General features: G+C 47.4%; 4 protein-coding genes, 2 tRNA genes, 3 rRNA genes and 1 pseudogene. All 10 read left to right on the forward strand.

Going from position 1 to position 16,562, the window contains the following annotated elements; all coding sequences use genetic code 11:
• Window positions 1-311 precede the first annotated feature (311 nt).
• The 10 genes and pseudogenes from FED51_RS03405 (at window position 312) to nirB (ending at window position 16,550) form a co-directional block, all read left to right on the forward strand.
• A complete protein-coding gene (locus FED51_RS03405; RefSeq protein WP_053432242.1) occupies window positions 312-2,135 on the forward strand; it encodes an assimilatory sulfite reductase (NADPH) flavoprotein subunit in 1,824 nt (607 codons plus the stop codon).
• 28 nt (window positions 2,136-2,163) lie between these two features.
• On the forward strand, window positions 2,164-3,882 hold the full coding sequence (cysI, locus tag FED51_RS03410; protein WP_053432241.1) for an assimilatory sulfite reductase (NADPH) hemoprotein subunit: 1,719 nt from the start codon (window positions 2,164-2,166) through the stop codon (window positions 3,880-3,882).
• A 487-nt stretch (window positions 3,883-4,369) separates the two neighbouring features.
• Window positions 4,370-5,919 (forward strand): 16S ribosomal RNA (locus tag FED51_RS03415).
• 458 nt (window positions 5,920-6,377) lie between these two features.
• Window positions 6,378-6,454: transfer RNA gene (locus tag FED51_RS03420), tRNA-Ile, on the forward strand.
• Between the two features lie 11 nt (window positions 6,455-6,465).
• Window positions 6,466-6,541, forward strand: a tRNA-Ala gene (locus FED51_RS03425).
• 396 nt (window positions 6,542-6,937) lie between these two features.
• A 23S ribosomal RNA gene (locus FED51_RS03430) occupies window positions 6,938-9,876 on the forward strand.
• 326 nt (window positions 9,877-10,202) lie between these two features.
• A 5S ribosomal RNA gene (gene rrf, locus FED51_RS03435) occupies window positions 10,203-10,318 on the forward strand.
• Together the 16S, 23S and 5S rRNA genes with 2 tRNA genes alongside form the textbook arrangement of a ribosomal RNA operon.
• A gap of 979 nt (window positions 10,319-11,297) precedes the next feature.
• Window positions 11,298-11,964 (forward strand): annotated as a pseudogene (locus FED51_RS03445) (group II intron maturase-specific domain-containing protein).
• Between the two features lie 609 nt (window positions 11,965-12,573).
• Complete coding sequence (locus FED51_RS03450) at window positions 12,574-14,097, forward strand: NarK family nitrate/nitrite MFS transporter (RefSeq protein ID WP_053432401.1); 1,524 nt, start codon at window positions 12,574-12,576, stop codon at window positions 14,095-14,097.
• 29 nt (window positions 14,098-14,126) lie between these two features.
• Window positions 14,127-16,550, forward strand: coding sequence for a nitrite reductase large subunit NirB (gene nirB, locus FED51_RS03455; RefSeq protein ID WP_053432402.1), 2,424 nt, complete (start codon window positions 14,127-14,129; stop codon window positions 16,548-16,550).
• Window positions 16,551-16,562: the final 12 nt, after the last annotated feature.

Here is a 16,562-nt window from a genome sequence, read left to right on the forward strand (position 1 = left end):
TTTAAGCTGGATTCGTTTAGGCGGGTCCGGCTTTTTGTTTTCAATCAAAGTAAGTGAATAATTAAGTGACGTCGATTAAAATAGGAAGTAGCAAATTGTAATTTCATTACCGTTGTCAACAGGGGCTGTATAAAAAATATTACTATCGAACGCAAGGAGCAATTTTACTTCAAGAGTGGGTTTCTTCAAGTGAGTTCCTATTGAATGTAAAAAATAGAAAGTGATAAAACCAATTTGACTTATCGGAATAATGTAGTACGATGGAATTATTAAATTTAAAAAAGATTTTGTCATTTGTGAGGTGGATATCGTTGCAACTTCAGGTAATGAACAGTCCTTTTAACGAGGAGCAGGTAGAACTCCTCAACCGCCTTTTACCAACCTTGAATGCGTCTCAAAAGGCTTGGCTAAGCGGTTATTTGACAGCTATTCAATCTGCCGATACTGCAACAGTGCTAGAAGCGGTACCAGCAGCGGCTCCGGCGGCAAATACAGCCCAGCCTGTATCTAAGGAAGTGACCATTCTTTTTGGCTCACAAACAGGAAATGCCCAGGGACTTGCCGAAAATGCGGGAAAGACGCTCAAAGAACAAGGTTTTCAAGTAACCGTCTCATCGATGAGCGACTTTAAACCGAACCAATTGAAAAAATTAAAAAATCTGCTTATCGTCGTTAGCACACATGGCGAAGGCGATCCGCCAGATAACGCGCTATCATTCCATGAATTCCTCCATGGGAGACGGGCTCCGAAGCTTGAGGATCTCCGTTATTCTGTGTTGGCTCTTGGCGACACCTCCTATGAGTTTTTCTGTAAAACGGGAAAAGATTTCGATCAGCGCCTTGAAGCTCTTGGGGCTACTAGACTTCAACCGTGTGTTGAATGTGACCTTGATTTTGAAGAACCAGCTGCGAAATGGCTTGAAGGTGTTATCGCCAGTCTAAGTGAAGGTCAGGGTCAGACTGTGCCTGCTCAGCCGGCAGCTCCTGAAGCCAAAGCAGTGGAGACGGTGTATTCAAGAAAAAATCCGTTCCGAGCAGAAGTATTGGAAAACATTAATTTAAATGGGCGGGGATCAAACAAGGAAACACGACACCTTGAATTGTCCCTTGAAGGCTCAGGTTTAACGTATGAACCAGGTGACGCGCTCGGCATCTTCCCTGAAAATGACCCTGAACTTGTCGATCTGTTACTTAATGAACTGAAGTGGGATGCAAACGAAGTCGTCGCAGTAGACAAGCAAGGAGAAAGGTTGCCACTTAAAGAAGCGCTAACTTCCTACTTTGAAATTACGGTGTTAACGAAAAAGTTAATTCAACAGGCAGCTGAGCTTTTGGATAATGAAAAGCTACGCGCTCTTACGGCTTCAGAAAATGCCCAGCAATTAAAAGCGTATATTGATGGACGCGACTTGGTTGATTTCGTCCGAGACTTCGGCCCGATCAATGCATCTCCGCAGGAGTTTGTTTCCATTCTTCGGAAAATGCCACCGCGCCTCTATTCAATTGCCAGCAGCATTGCAGCGAATCCAGAGGAAGTGCATTTGACAATTGGGGCGGTTCGCTATCATGCTCACGGCAGAGATCGAAAAGGGGTCTGCTCGATCTTATGTGCAGAACGCCTTCAGCCTGGCGATACGGTGCCGATGTTCATACAGCCGAACAAGAACTTTAAGCTACCAGAAAGTCCAGAAACACCAATTATCATGGTCGGACCAGGTACGGGTGTGGCACCATTCCGATCCTTTATGCAGGAACGAGAAGAAGCGGGAGCTACAGGAAAGTCATGGATGTTCTTTGGTGACCAGCATTTCGTTACCGACTTCCTTTATCAGACAGAGTGGCAAAAGTGGTTAAAAGACGGAGTGTTGACAAGAATGGATGTCGCCTTCTCTCGTGACACTGAAGAAAAAGTGTATGTACAGCATCGCATGCTCGAGCATAGCAAAGAGCTGTATAAGTGGCTTGAAGAAGGGGCGGTATTCTACGTTTGTGGTGATAAGACAAACATGGCAAAAGATGTTCAGGAGGCCCTGCTTGAAATTATTGAAAAAGAAGGCGGCAAGAGCCGTGAGGAAGCAGAAGCGTATTTAGCAGAAATGAAGAAGCAAAAACGTTATCAGCGTGATGTGTATTGATTTTGATTGAAAGGAGTTTTTTTACAACATGGGGAACGAAAGATTAAAAGCACCAGAAGGTCCACCGAGTGATGTAGAGCGCATAAAAGAAGAAAGTAATTATTTGCGCGGCACGCTGAAGGAATCAATGCTCGAGCCGATTAGTGCTGGAATATCCGATGATGATAACCGGTTGATGAAACATCACGGTAGTTATTTGCAAGATGACCGAGACCTTCGCAATGAGCGGCAAAAACAAAAGCTCGAACCGGCGTACCAGTTCATGTTGCGTGTTCGGATGCCGGGCGGAGTGGCAACGCCTGAACAGTGGCTTGTCATGGATGAACTTGCTCAGAAATATGGAAATGGCACTATGAAGCTAACAACAAGAGAAACGTTTCAATTGCATGGCATTTTAAAGTGGAACATGAAAAAAACGATTCAGGCCATCCACTCAGCTTTGTTGGATACAATCGCGGCATGTGGTGATGTGAACCGAAATGTCATGTGTACCTCAAATCCGTATCAATCGGAGATCCATCAGGAAGTATATGAATGGTCAAAGAAATTGAGTGATGATTTGCTTCCGCGTACACGCGCGTACCATGAAATTTGGCTTGATGAAGAAAAAGTGGCAGGCACGCCAGAAGCAGAAGAAGTTGAACCGATGTACGGACCGCTTTATCTTCCTCGGAAATTCAAAATTGGTATTGCAGTTCCACCATCCAATGACATTGACGTCTTTTCTCAAGATCTCGGCTTTATCGCGATTGTGGAAGATGACAAGCTTGTCGGTTTCAATGTGGCGATTGGCGGCGGTATGGGGATGACGCACGGGGATAAAACGACATACCCGCAGCTCGCTAAAGTGATTGGCTTCTGTAAACCTGAACAAATATACGATGTCGCGGAAAAAATTATTACGATTCAGCGTGATTACGGTAATCGCTCGGTCCGAAAAAATGCCCGTTTCAAGTATACGGTAGACCGTCTCGGTTTAGAGACCGTCAAGAATGAGCTGGAAAACCGCCTTGGCTGGAGCCTTGATGAGGCGAAGCCGTATCATTTCGATCATAACGGCGACCGCTATGGCTGGGTCAAAGGTGTGAAAGGAAGATGGCACTTTACATTATTTGTGGAGGGCGGTCGTGTCACTGATTATGCAGATTACAAATTAATGACCGGCTTGCGCGAGATCGCGAAAATCCATACTGGTGATATTCGCCTCACGTCCAACCAAAACTTGATTATTGCTAATGTTACTAGCCAGAAGAAGAAAAAGATCAATGAGCTAATCGAGCAGTACGGTCTGACGGACGGTAAGCATTATACAGCACTCCGTCGCAGCTCGATTGCCTGTGTTGCGCTTCCGACATGCGGACTGGCAATGGCGGAAGCAGAGCGGTATTTGCCGAAGCTAATCGACAAAATTGACGAAATCATCGAAGAAAACGGCCTGAAGAATGAAGAGATTACGATCCGTATGACAGGGTGCCCGAACGGCTGTGCCCGCCATGCGCTAGGCGAAATTGGCTTTATTGGAAAAGCGCCGGGTAAGTACAATATGTACCTTGGAGCTGCTTTTGATGGCAGCCGTCTAAGTAAAATGTACCGTGAAAATATTGGAGAAGAAGAAATTTTAAAAGAACTTCGCGAAATTCTCCCACGTTATGCGAAAGAGCGTAAAGAAGGGGAGCATTTTGGAGATTTTGTCATCCGAGCTGGAATCATCAAAGAAACGACGGATGGAACAAATTTTCATGATTAAAATAAACTGATAGATAGCCGCTTCGAAACGATCGCATATTTTGCGTCTAGTTTGAGGTGGCTCTTTTTTTGCGTAATTGCGACACGTTTTTAAAATGGACTGCTGTTTACTAGCTTTAAAAAAGTATTGCGAAGAATGGATGTTCATGATATATTATCGATTATTGTAAGGAGATTTAGCGTTTCGAACATTGAAAGGTAGCGAGTTTATCATTAAAAAAACAGTTGCACAATTGCTCGGAATGTGTTAAATTATTAAATGTCGTTGTTGAGATACACAGCGAATCACTTAAAACCTGATAAAAAAAGTTATTGCGCGAAATTAGTTATTTTGATATAATAGATTTTGTCGCTAAAAAAACTAAAGTTCTTTGAAAACTGAACAAAAGCCAAGCGAAATAAAGAGATACAAGGTATCTCGTCAATTTACTTCATTTATGAAGTGTCACAGGAAACAACATCCTGTGAAACATGAGCTTTATCAAACTTTTATGGAGAGTTTGATCCTGGCTCAGGACGAACGCTGGCGGCGTGCCTAATACATGCAAGTCGAGCGGACCAAAGGGAGCTTGCTCCTGGAGGTTAGCGGCGAACGGGTGAGTAACACGTGGGCAACCTGCCTGTAAGACTGGGATAACATCGAGAAATCGGTGCTAATACCGGATAATAAAAAGAACTGCATGGTTCTTTTTTGAAAGATGGTTTCGGCTATCACTTACAGATGGGCCCGCGGCGCATTAGCTAGTTGGTGAGGTAACGGCTCACCAAGGCGACGATGCGTAGCCGACCTGAGAGGGTGATCGGCCACACTGGGACTGAGACACGGCCCAGACTCCTACGGGAGGCAGCAGTAGGGAATCTTCCGCAATGGACGAAAGTCTGACGGAGCAACGCCGCGTGAGTGATGAAGGTTTTCGGATCGTAAAACTCTGTTGTTAGGGAAGAACAAGTGCCGTTCGAAAGGGCGGCACCTTGACGGTACCTAACGAGAAAGCCACGGCTAACTACGTGCCAGCAGCCGCGGTAATACGTAGGTGGCAAGCGTTGTCCGGAATTATTGGGCGTAAAGCGCGCGCAGGCGGTCTCTTAAGTCTGATGTGAAAGCCCCCGGCTCAACCGGGGAGGGTCATTGGAAACTGGGAGACTTGAGTACAGAAGAGGAGAGTGGAATTCCACGTGTAGCGGTGAAATGCGTAGAGATGTGGAGGAACACCAGTGGCGAAGGCGACTCTCTGGTCTGTAACTGACGCTGAGGCGCGAAAGCGTGGGGAGCAAACAGGATTAGATACCCTGGTAGTCCACGCCGTAAACGATGAGTGCTAGGTGTTAGGGGTTTCGATGCCCTTAGTGCCGAAGTTAACACATTAAGCACTCCGCCTGGGGAGTACGACCGCAAGGTTGAAACTCAAAGGAATTGACGGGGGCCCGCACAAGCAGTGGAGCATGTGGTTTAATTCGAAGCAACGCGAAGAACCTTACCAGGTCTTGACATCCTTTGACCACCCTAGAGATAGGGCTTTCCCCTTCGGGGGACAAAGTGACAGGTGGTGCATGGTTGTCGTCAGCTCGTGTCGTGAGATGTTGGGTTAAGTCCCGCAACGAGCGCAACCCTTGACCTTAGTTGCCAGCATTCAGTTGGGCACTCTAAGGTGACTGCCGGTGACAAACCGGAGGAAGGTGGGGATGACGTCAAATCATCATGCCCCTTATGACCTGGGCTACACACGTGCTACAATGGATGGTACAAAGGGTTGCGAAGCCGCGAGGTGAAGCCAATCCCAGAAAGCCATTCTCAGTTCGGATTGCAGGCTGCAACTCGCCTGCATGAAGCCGGAATTGCTAGTAATCGCGGATCAGCATGCCGCGGTGAATACGTTCCCGGGCCTTGTACACACCGCCCGTCACACCACGAGAGTTTGTAACACCCGAAGTCGGTGGGGTAACCTTTTGGAGCCAGCCGCCTAAGGTGGGACAGATGATTGGGGTGAAGTCGTAACAAGGTAGCCGTATCGGAAGGTGCGGCTGGATCACCTCCTTTCTACGGAGTTTTTAACTCTAGTCGACCATTCGCAGTTTCATCTGCGGAGGGACGCTTGAAGCTTTTGTTCAGTTTTGAGAGAACTCAAAGCTCTCAATTAAAATGCTTTTGCTCCTGCGATTACTCGTCGCAAGGCAGCATGAAGCACAGACTGGCAAGTGTTGCATGATGTGATTGAAATCAGTAGCCTTGTTCAGTTTTGAAGGAATTGTTCCTTCAAAACAACTGATTGTTTCTTTTGCGCTTGCGTCTGCGAGTATAGCTACGAAGCTAGCTTCCTCAGCGCATGGCTGCATGAAGAAATAGCGATGATGACCATCATGATGTGATTGAAGTCAGTCGCCATGTTCAGTTTTGAGAGAACTCAAAACTCTCAATACATTTTAAAAAAGTCATCTTGTATAGATGATCAATAAACCAATGGCTGGTTATCTTTAATCAATCAGTCAATTTGTTATGGGCCTGTAGCTCAGCTGGTTAGAGCGCACGCCTGATAAGCGTGAGGTCGGTGGTTCGAGTCCACTCAGGCCCACCATAACAGCTTTCGGGGCCTTAGCTCAGCTGGGAGAGCGCCTGCTTTGCACGCAGGAGGTCAGCGGTTCGATCCCGCTAGGCTCCACCATTCATATTGCTGCAGATGTGACAACATCTTGTAGTTTTGACAACACGTCAAAATGGTTCTTTGAAAACTAGATAATGATATTGTAAGTGAAAGATGAGCGCGATGCTCATTGGAAGCTTATATGACGCAAATCGAGTTCACCGGGTATTTAACCTACATCCTGTAGGGAGAATACTCACGAACGAGACGTCAAGAATTCCATGACGCTTTTGATGAATAACAAAGAGTCTCAAGTAGATCGAGGAAGCAAGGGTTTGAGGAATGGAGCGTATAGGAAAAGGAACCACGCTAAGGGCGTGACATCGTGTCACAACGCCTGGTACCTACATCCTGTAGGCAACATGACCGAAAATCCCGAAGCTGACAAAGAGATACGAAGAGAATCTGACGTTATTTGGTTAAGTTAGAAAGGGCGCACGGTGGATGCCTTGGCACTAGGAGCCGAAGAAGGACGCGACGAACGGCGAAACGCCTCGGGGAGCTGTAAGTAAGCTTTGATCCGGGGATATCCGAATGGGGGAACCCACCATCCGTAATGGGATGGTACCCATACCTGAATCTATAGGGTATGAGGAGGCAGACCTGGGGAACTGAAACATCTAAGTACCCAGAGGAAGAGAAAGCAAATGCGATTTCCTGAGTAGCGGCGAGCGAAACGGGAACAGCCCAAACCAAGAGGCTTGCCTCTTGGGGTTGTAGGACACTCTATACGGAGTCAGAAAGAAACGAAGTAGGTGAAGCGACCTGGAAAGGTCCGTCACAGAAGGTAACAACCCTGTAGCCGAAACTTCGTTTCCTCCAGAGTGGATCCTGAGTACGGCGGGACACGTGAAACCCCGTCGGAAGCTGGGAGGACCATCTCCCAAGGCTAAATACTCCCTAGTGACCGATAGTGAACCAGTACCGTGAGGGAAAGGTGAAAAGCACCCCGGAAGGGGAGTGAAAAAGATCCTGAAACCGTGTGCCTACAACTAGTTGGAGCCCATTAACGGGTGACAGCGTGCCTTTTGTAGAATGAACCGGCGAGTTACGATGTCGTGCAAGGTTAAGCTGAAAAAGCGGAGCCGCAGCGAAAGCGAGTCTGAATAGGGCGAAATAGTACGCCGTCGTAGACCCGAAACCGTGTGATCTACCCATGTCCAGGGTGAAGTTCAGGTAACACTGAATGGAGGCCCGAACCCACGCATGTTGAAAAATGCGGGGATGAGGTGTGGGTAGGGGTGAAATGCCAATCGAACTCGGAAATAGCTGGTTCTCCCCGAAATAGCTTTAGGGCTAGCCTCGAGGGAAGAGTCTTGGAGGTAGAGCACTGATTGGACTAGGGGTCCCCACCGGATTACCGAATTCAGTCAAACTCCGAATGCCAATGACTTATCCTCGGGAGTCAGACTGCGAGTGCTAAGATCCGTAGTCAAGAGGGAAACAGCCCAGACCATCAGCTAAGGTCCCAAAGTATACGTTAAGTGGAAAAGGATGTGGAGTTGCCCAGACAACCAGGATGTTGGCTTAGAAGCAGCCACCATTTAAAGAGTGCGTAATAGCTCACTGGTCGAGTGACTCTGCGCCGAAAATGTACCGGGGCTAAACGTATCACCGAAGCTATGGATTCGCACCGTTGGTGCGAGTGGTAGGGGAGCGTTCTACGTGCAGCGAAGTCAGACCGAGAGGACTGGTGGAGCGCGTAGAAGTGAGAATGCCGGTATGAGTAGCGAAAAGAGGGGTGAGAATCCCCTCCGTCGAAAGCCCAAGGTTTCCTGAGGAAGGCTCGTCCGCTCAGGGTTAGTCGGGACCTAAGCCGAGGCCGAAAGGCGTAGGCGATGGACAACAGGTGGAAATTCCTGTACCACCTCCTCACCGTTTGAGCAATGGGGGGACGCAGAAAGGTAGGGTAAGCGCGCTGATGGAGATGCGCGTCCAAGCAGTTAGGCTGGAAAGTAGGCAAATCCGCTTTCCGTGAAGGCTGAGCTGTGATGGCGAGGGAAATGATAGTACCGAAGTTCCTGATCCTACACTGCCAAGAAAAGCCTCTAGCGAGGTGAGAGGTGCCCGTACCGCAAACCGACACAGGTAGGCGAGAAGAGAATTCTAAGACGCTCGGGAGAACTCTCGTTAAGGAACTCGGCAAAATGACCCCGTAACTTCGGGAGAAGGGGTGCTCTGATAGGGTGCAAGCCCGAGAGAGCCGCAGTGAAAAGATCCAAGCGACTGTTTAGCAAAAACACAGGTCTCTGCGAAGCCGCAAGGCGAAGTATAGGGGCTGACACCTGCCCGGTGCTGGAAGGTTAAGAGGAGGGGTTATCCCTTCGGGAGAAGCTCTGAATTGAAGCCCCAGTAAACGGCGGCCGTAACTATAACGGTCCTAAGGTAGCGAAATTCCTTGTCGGGTAAGTTCCGACCCGCACGAATGGTGTAACGACTTGGATACTGTCTCAACGAGAGACCCGGTGAAATTATAGTACCTGTGAAGATGCAGGTTACCCGCGACAGGACGGAAAGACCCCATGGAGCTTTACTGTAGCTTGATATTGGATGTTGGTACCGTTTGTACAGGATAGGTAGGAGCCTTGGAAGCCGGAGCGCTAGCTTCGGTGGAGGCGCTGGTGGGATACTACCCTGACGGTATTGACATTCTAACCTCGAACCGTGATCCGGTTCAGGGACAGTGTCAGGTGGGCAGTTTGACTGGGGCGGTCGCCTCCTAAACAGTAACGGAGGCGCCCAAAGGTTCCCTCAGAATGGTTGGAAATCATTCGTAGAGTGCAAAGGCAAAAGGGAGCTTGACTGCGAGACCTACAAGTCGAGCAGGGACGAAAGTCGGGCTTAGTGATCCGGCGGTGCCGTATGGAAGGGCCGTCGCTCAACGGATAAAAGCTACCCTGGGGATAACAGGCTTATCTCCCCCAAGAGTTCACATCGACGGGGAGGTTTGGCACCTCGATGTCGGCTCATCGCATCCTGGGGCTGAAGTAGGTCCCAAGGGTTGGGCTGTTCGCCCATTAAAGCGGTACGCGAGCTGGGTTCAGAACGTCGTGAGACAGTTCGGTCCCTATCCGTCGCGGGCGTAGGAAATTTGAGAGGAGCTGTCCTTAGTACGAGAGGACCGGGATGGACACACCGCTGGTGTACCAGTTGTTCCGCCAGGAGCATCGCTGGGTAGCTACGTGTGGACGGGATAAGTGCTGAAAGCATCTAAGCATGAAGCCCCCCTCAAGATGAGATTTCCCATGGAGTAAATCCAGTAAGACCCCTTAGAGATGATGAGGTTGATAGGTCTGGTGTGGAAGCGTGGCGACACGTGAAGCTGACAGATACTAATCGGTCGAGGACTTATCCAAAAACAAATCAAAAGCAACGTCTCGAACTCGAGAAGCGTCCCATTATCTAGTTTTGAGAGAATCTTGTTCTCCAAAGAAAAGGGTTTCGAGAAACGAGCAGGAATCGAGCGACGACAGACCGGAGCGTACACACGGTACGTGAGGATCTGGAGGAGTGAAGATGACACCAAAATGCGACGTTGATCGGAAGCCGTAACTATCTACAAAGAGGATTAAGAGATTTGCGGAAGCAAGCGAGTGACGAACTGAGCGTATATCAACATACGTGACAGGAAGGAACAAGCGTAGCTGACAAAAAAGCTCGCCGATCATCTGACGTAGAAAGGTTTGGTGGCGATAGCGAAGAGGCCACACCCGTTCCCATGCCGAACACGGTCGTTAAGCTCTTCAGCGCCGATGGTAGTTGGGGGCTTCCCCCTGCGAGAGTAGGACGCTGCCAAGCGATAAAGCACAATCCAATCGGGTTGTGCTTTTTTATTGTCAAAAAGTAAAATTGTTTCTACAAGGAGGACCAAGAGATTTGCGGAAGCAAGGGAGAGACGGACTGAGCGTATACTAACATACGTGACAGGAGGGAACGAGCGTAGCTGACAAAAAAGCTCGCCGGTCATCTGAAGTAGAAAAGAGCGCTGAAGAGCGTTGATCCGAAGGAGCAGAGTCATCACTGGAAAGCCGATGGTCACACCATGAAAAGGCGCCAAAGAAAAGCGTCATGTCCCCCCTGCGAGACGACCCCATTCTCTTCGTAAACATCGTGAGAAACGACAGAGCGAAACGGTGTGGTAAAAGACCCCCGTAGGAGAGAAAGGGGGAGCCCAAGGACGCTGCCAAGCAGTAAAGCACAATCCAATCGGGTTGTGCTTTTTTGGGTGTGCCAGGCATGCGCATATTCTCTAGGGTTCAAGTCCCGAACTGTGAAGGCAGTCGTAACAGTTAGCTTAAGACAAGGGTGTCTGGGGTGACCCAGAATCTGAAGGAAGTCGGCGGCAAACCTCCGCTCCTAGGAACACGAACTTCATAATAAGGCTAGGTAGACTTGGATGAGATTGCCTAACAAATCAAAGTCCAGACTGCCAAAGGGTCTACCGAGTAAATGAAGAGGAGACATGGAGGGGAAGAATGTGTACTTACCCTGGGAGATCTGACTGATACGCGACACGCATGTCGTAACCTTGCATAAGAGTGCAAGCTGAACGGTCAGAAGTCAGCAGAAGCCATAGTACCCGCTTGGTCTAGACAAGAGGGGAAGGGCTGAATCACGTAAGGAGAATCATCCCTTCGCATACACGCATCTTGATGAAACAGAAAACGAAGAACCTCCTTCGTGGAGGAAGCGATGAATCTCGCTGGGGACACGAAGAGAGGGTGGAGAGAGCGCGTCACATAAGAAGAACCGATGATTCACGTAGGAGATTGATACGATGTTGGAACGAATTCTATCCCGTGAAAACTTAATACAAGCACTCGAACGAGTGGAAAAGAATAAAGGAAGTTACGGTGTGGATGAAATGGACGTAAAATCCCTACGCCTCCATCTTCATGAAAACTGGACTTCCATTCGAAATGAGATCATAGAAGGGTCTTATTTCCCGAAGCCTGTCCGTCGAGTCGAAATCCCGAAACCGAACGGTGGCGTAAGGAAACTAGGGATCCCCACGGTGATGGATCGTTTCCTTCAACAAGGAAAGTGTCAAACGACTCAAACAACGGATTCGAGAACTGACGAGCCGAAGACACTCCATGAAGATGTCTGATCGGTTACGCAGACTGAATCGCTACCTCACAGGTTGGCTTGGGTATTATCAATTGGTGGACACACCAAGTATCCTCGCCCAAATCGATGCATGGATCAGAAGAAGATTAAGGATGATTCGATGGAAAGAGTGGAAAACCCCTTCCGCTAGACAAAAGAATCTAGTCAGATTGGGGATCAAGAAGGCGAAGGCTTGGCAGTGGGCGAACAGTCGAAAAGGCTACTGGAGAGTCGCTCACAGCCCGATCATGGATTATGCCCTGAACAGTGAATACTGGAAAGGACAAGGTCTCATGAGTCTAGCCGAGAGGTATCAAACAAGACGTTGGACTTAAGTGAAACCGCCGTATACGGAACCGTACGTACGGTGGTGTGAGAGGTCGGGGGTTCGTCACCCCCTCCTACTCGATTGTCAAAAAGTAAAATCGTTTCTACAAGGAGGACCAAGAGATTTGCGGAAGCAAGGGAGAGACGGACTGAGCGTATATCAACATACGTGACAGGAGGAACGAGCGTAGCTGACAAAAAAGCGCGCCGGTCATCAAAGGAAAAAGGTGTGCTGAAGAGCGTGAATAAGATCTTTAATCGGAATATGAACTGTGTTTTATTATTAAAAAAGAGCGAAAAGTCCGATCCGATTAAAGGCCATATAGTTATATACTACTAATTTCTACTTATTTAATATTCCCATTCTAATCCAACTTGCTGCGGATTTCGTAAATTTTCAACTATCATTTCCCTTTATTAAAGCATTCAAACACGAGCTAATTTATTGTCGAAAACTCTTCTAACTCATTTGAAGAGTGAATGCTGTTACTGCAATGTAGTAACCGTTTTCAATGATAACCCTGTATTGAAAAAGTCTGTAAGATATCCTCCCAAACTAATTATAATAATCAGATTTTTATGACAAAATGACATCGAAAAGTAAAGGGGGGCGCGCAATGAGTCTGGTTGAAATTTTTCGCTTTCGAAATGAGCGAATAAAAATATTGCACCTTACGTGGATCGCATTCTTCATCTCTTTTTTTACTTGGTTTAATATGGCTCCGTTAGCGACGACAATGATGGAATCAATGGATTGGCTAACGCGTGAGCACATAGCGGCTTTAGCCATTATTAACGTTGCGTTGACGATTCCAGCCAGATTAATTATTGGGATGCTGTTAGACAGGTTTGGGCCAAGAATTGTCTACTCTAGTTTGTTAGTTTTAATGGCAATCCCAGCGTTTATGTTCGCATTTGGTGATACGTGGACCCAATTAATGATTTCACGACTGTTGTTAAGTAGCATTGGTGCAAGTTTTGTCGTAGGGATTCGAATGGTGGCAGAGTGGTTTCCACCGAAAGATGTCGGATTTGCGGAAGGTATTTATGGCGGTTGGGGAAACTTCGGTTCAGCTGTAGCGGCTATGGTGTTACCTTGGTTTGCGATTACTATGTTCGGTGGACCAGAAGGTTGGCGCTACGCAATGGCATTTACCGGCGTTGTCTGTTTGATCTATGGAGTGATTTACTATCTGTTCGTGCGGGACACTCCAGAGGGAAAAACTTTTGTTCGAGCTAAACGTACAGGTGCAATGGAAGTGAGTAGCTGGAAAGACTTGATTTGGCTCATTGTTTGGACGATACCATTGCACGCAGCTCTAGGGGTATTGGCTTGGAGATTAGAAGGGATGGGCTTCCTTTCTGAAACCATTCTATACACTATCTATCTCGTATTAGCTGTTGCCCTTGTTTATCAGGTCTACACAATTTTAAAAGTCAATGTTCCATTACTCAAAAAAGGGATCCCTGAAGATGATCGGTACTCATTTAAAAATGTGGCAGCACTAAACAGTACCTACTTTGCGAACTTTGGTGCGGAGTTAGCGATTATCTCCATGTTACCGATGTTCTTTCAGTTAACATTTTCTTTAACCCCCGGCCAAGCAGGGTTAATTGCTTCATCGTTTGCCTTTATTAACTTGTTTGCTAGACCGTTAGGCGGAATACTTTCAGATCGGATGGGCAGTCGCCGAAACATCATGCTCGTCTATATGGCAGGTATTACGATTGGCCTAGTTGGAATGGGATTCATGGATTCAAACTGGCCACTAGTGGTCGCCATCTTAATCACCGTGTTTACATCGGTCTTTATTCAAGGTGCTGAGGGAGCTACATTCGCTGTCATTCCAATGATTAAAAAGAGAATGACCGGTCAGGTTGCTGGAATGGCTGGAGCTTACGGAAATGTAGGGGCGACGATTTACTTAACGTTATACACGTTCGTCACACCACAGCAGTTTTTCTTCATCCTAGCTGGAGGAGCCCTTGCAAGCTTTGTCATATGTTACTTCTGGCTAGAGGAACCGGAGAATTCATTCGCTAGCGAATACGCTCTATCTTCAGTTGATGAACAGGCTGTCCAAGAAGCAGAAGTTAGCGAGGCGGAAGAATCCGTGGTCGTACAAAAGAAAGTGTTATAACAAACAGGATTAAAAGGGGGAGACGCTGTATGAAAGAAAAGTTAGTAGTTGTCGGAAACGGGATGGCAGGAATTCGAACCGTCGAAGAACTTTTTGAAAGAGGCGGACACGAACGGTATGAAGTAACAGTAGTTGGAGAAGAGCCCCACGTAAACTATAACCGAATTCTCCTTTCGTCTGTTCTCGCAAGTGAAGCGAACATGGAGGACATTGAGCTAAACTCATTGGATTGGTATCGCGAAAACGATGTGACGTTATACCGTTCTGAGAAAGTAACAAAATTAGATCGTAAAAAGAAAGTTGTTTTGACAGATAAAGGACAAAAAATTGCTTATGATAAAGTAATTTTGGCAACTGGCTCCCACCCTTTTATGCTTCCACTACCAGGAAGTGATTTAGAAGGGGTCATTGCCTTTCGAAACATTGAAGACTGTGAAACGATGATCGAAACGGCTAAAAATTATAAAAAGGCGGTTGTCATCGGTGGTGGGTTGCTAGGGATTGAAGCAGCAAGAGGGTTGCTAAACCTAGGGATGGAAGTAGAAGTCGTTCATATTTTTGATTATTTAATGGAGCGCCAACTTGACCGAACCGCTGCAAACATTTTACGCACAGAGCTAGAAAATCAAGGAATGAAGTTTTTGTTAGAAAAACAGACAGAGGCTATCATTGGAAAAGGCCGCGTTGAACGTGTCAAATTTAAGGATGGTACGGAAACAAGGGCAGACCTTGTTGTCATGGCCGTTGGGATTCGTCCGAACCATGAAGTTGCGTCTGCTAGTGGGATTGAGGTTAATCGCGGAATTGTCGTAGATGACTACATGCAAACGAGCGATCCAGATGTCTATGCTGTCGGAGAATGTGCCGAGCATCGCGGGATGGTATACGGTCTTGTAGCTCCATTATGGGAGCAAGGGAAAATTTTGGCCAATGCATTAATGGATAACAAGGATGAGAAGTACGAAGGATCCGTTTTATACTCGAAGTTAAAGGTATCCGGAGTACAAGTGTTTTCAGTTGGAGAATTCCAAGAGCAAGATGATGCCAAGTCTGTCAGCATGCTTGATGAGTTTGCCGGGATCTATAAAAAGATCGTCACACGTGGAGACAAAATTGTCGGCTCGATTTTAGTTGGGGATACGAGCGAAAGCACCATTCTCCTCAATCAAATTATAAAAGGGGTACCTTTTGAAGGGTCACCGATGCAGCTTCTACGCTCTCATGTAGGATCAGCGGATGACGGTGTCTCGGCAGTCTCCATGTTAAGCAACGAAGATCAAGTATGCGGCTGTAACGGGGTGTCGAAGGGTGCTATTATCGATGCGATCAAAACCCAAGGCTGTGCAAGTGTTGCCGATGTAGGCGCATGTACGACAGCAGGTCGCTCATGTGGAACGTGTAAGCCGATGATCGCTGACCTTCTCGCGGAAGAGTTAGGAGAAACGGCGAATGAAAAAGAAACAATGTGTGGCTGTACAAACCTTTCTCATGAAGAAGTCGTTGCAGCGATTCGCGAAAAAGGTCTCACCCATACACGGGAAGTGATGAATGTACTTGGTTGGAAGGAAGAGCATGGCTGTTCAAAGTGCCGACCGGCGATCAATTATTACCTTGCGATGGTACATCCTCTTGAGCACGAGGATGAGCGTGAATCTCGGTTTGTCAATGAGCGCCTCCATGCCAATATCCAAAAAGATGGAACGTACTCAGTCGTTCCGCGAATGTACGGTGGCGTTACCAATCCTGATGAATTAAGACGGATTGCGGATGTAGCGGAAAAATTTAACGTCCCTCTCCTAAAGATTACTGGGGGGCAACGGATTGACTTACTCGGTGTGAAAAAAGAAGACGTTCCAAGCGTCTGGAAAGAGCTCGATATGCCTTCTGGCTATGCATACGGGAAAGCACTTCGTACAGTCAAGACGTGTGTCGGTGAAGATTTCTGCCGCTTTGGCACGCAGGATTCCATCGGTCTCGGGATTGCGATCGAGAAAAAATTCGAGCGGTTGAATACACCTCATAAAGTGAAAATGGCCGTATCAGCATGTCCGCGAAACTGTGCAGAATCTGGAATCAAAGATGTAGGCATTGTCGGCGTTGAAGGAGCTTGGGAAATTTATGTTGGTGGTAATGGTGGTGCCAGTCTTCGTCTCGGCGATCTGATGTGCCGTGTGAAAACAAGTGAAGAAGTACTTGAAATCATCGGCGCTTTCCTACAATTATATCGCGAAGAAGCTCGCTATTTAGAGCGTACGTCTCATTGGGTTGAGCGAGTGGGACTGGATTATATTAAAGAAACTCTCCTTGAGCATCCAGAAAACCGTAAAGTACTCAACGAGCGGATGGATGAGGCTTTATCTGTGCTTACAGATCCGTGGGAGGAAATTAACAACGATCCTTCTTTGAAAGAAACGTTGTTTGAGGAAAAAGTAGCGGTAGTCACTAGTGAATAAGGGGGTCAAAAG

This window comes from Halalkalibacterium halodurans (genome assembly GCF_005671335.1).
In the GTDB taxonomy this organism is placed as follows: Bacteria; Bacillota; Bacilli; order Bacillales; family Bacillaceae_D; genus Halalkalibacterium; species Halalkalibacterium halodurans.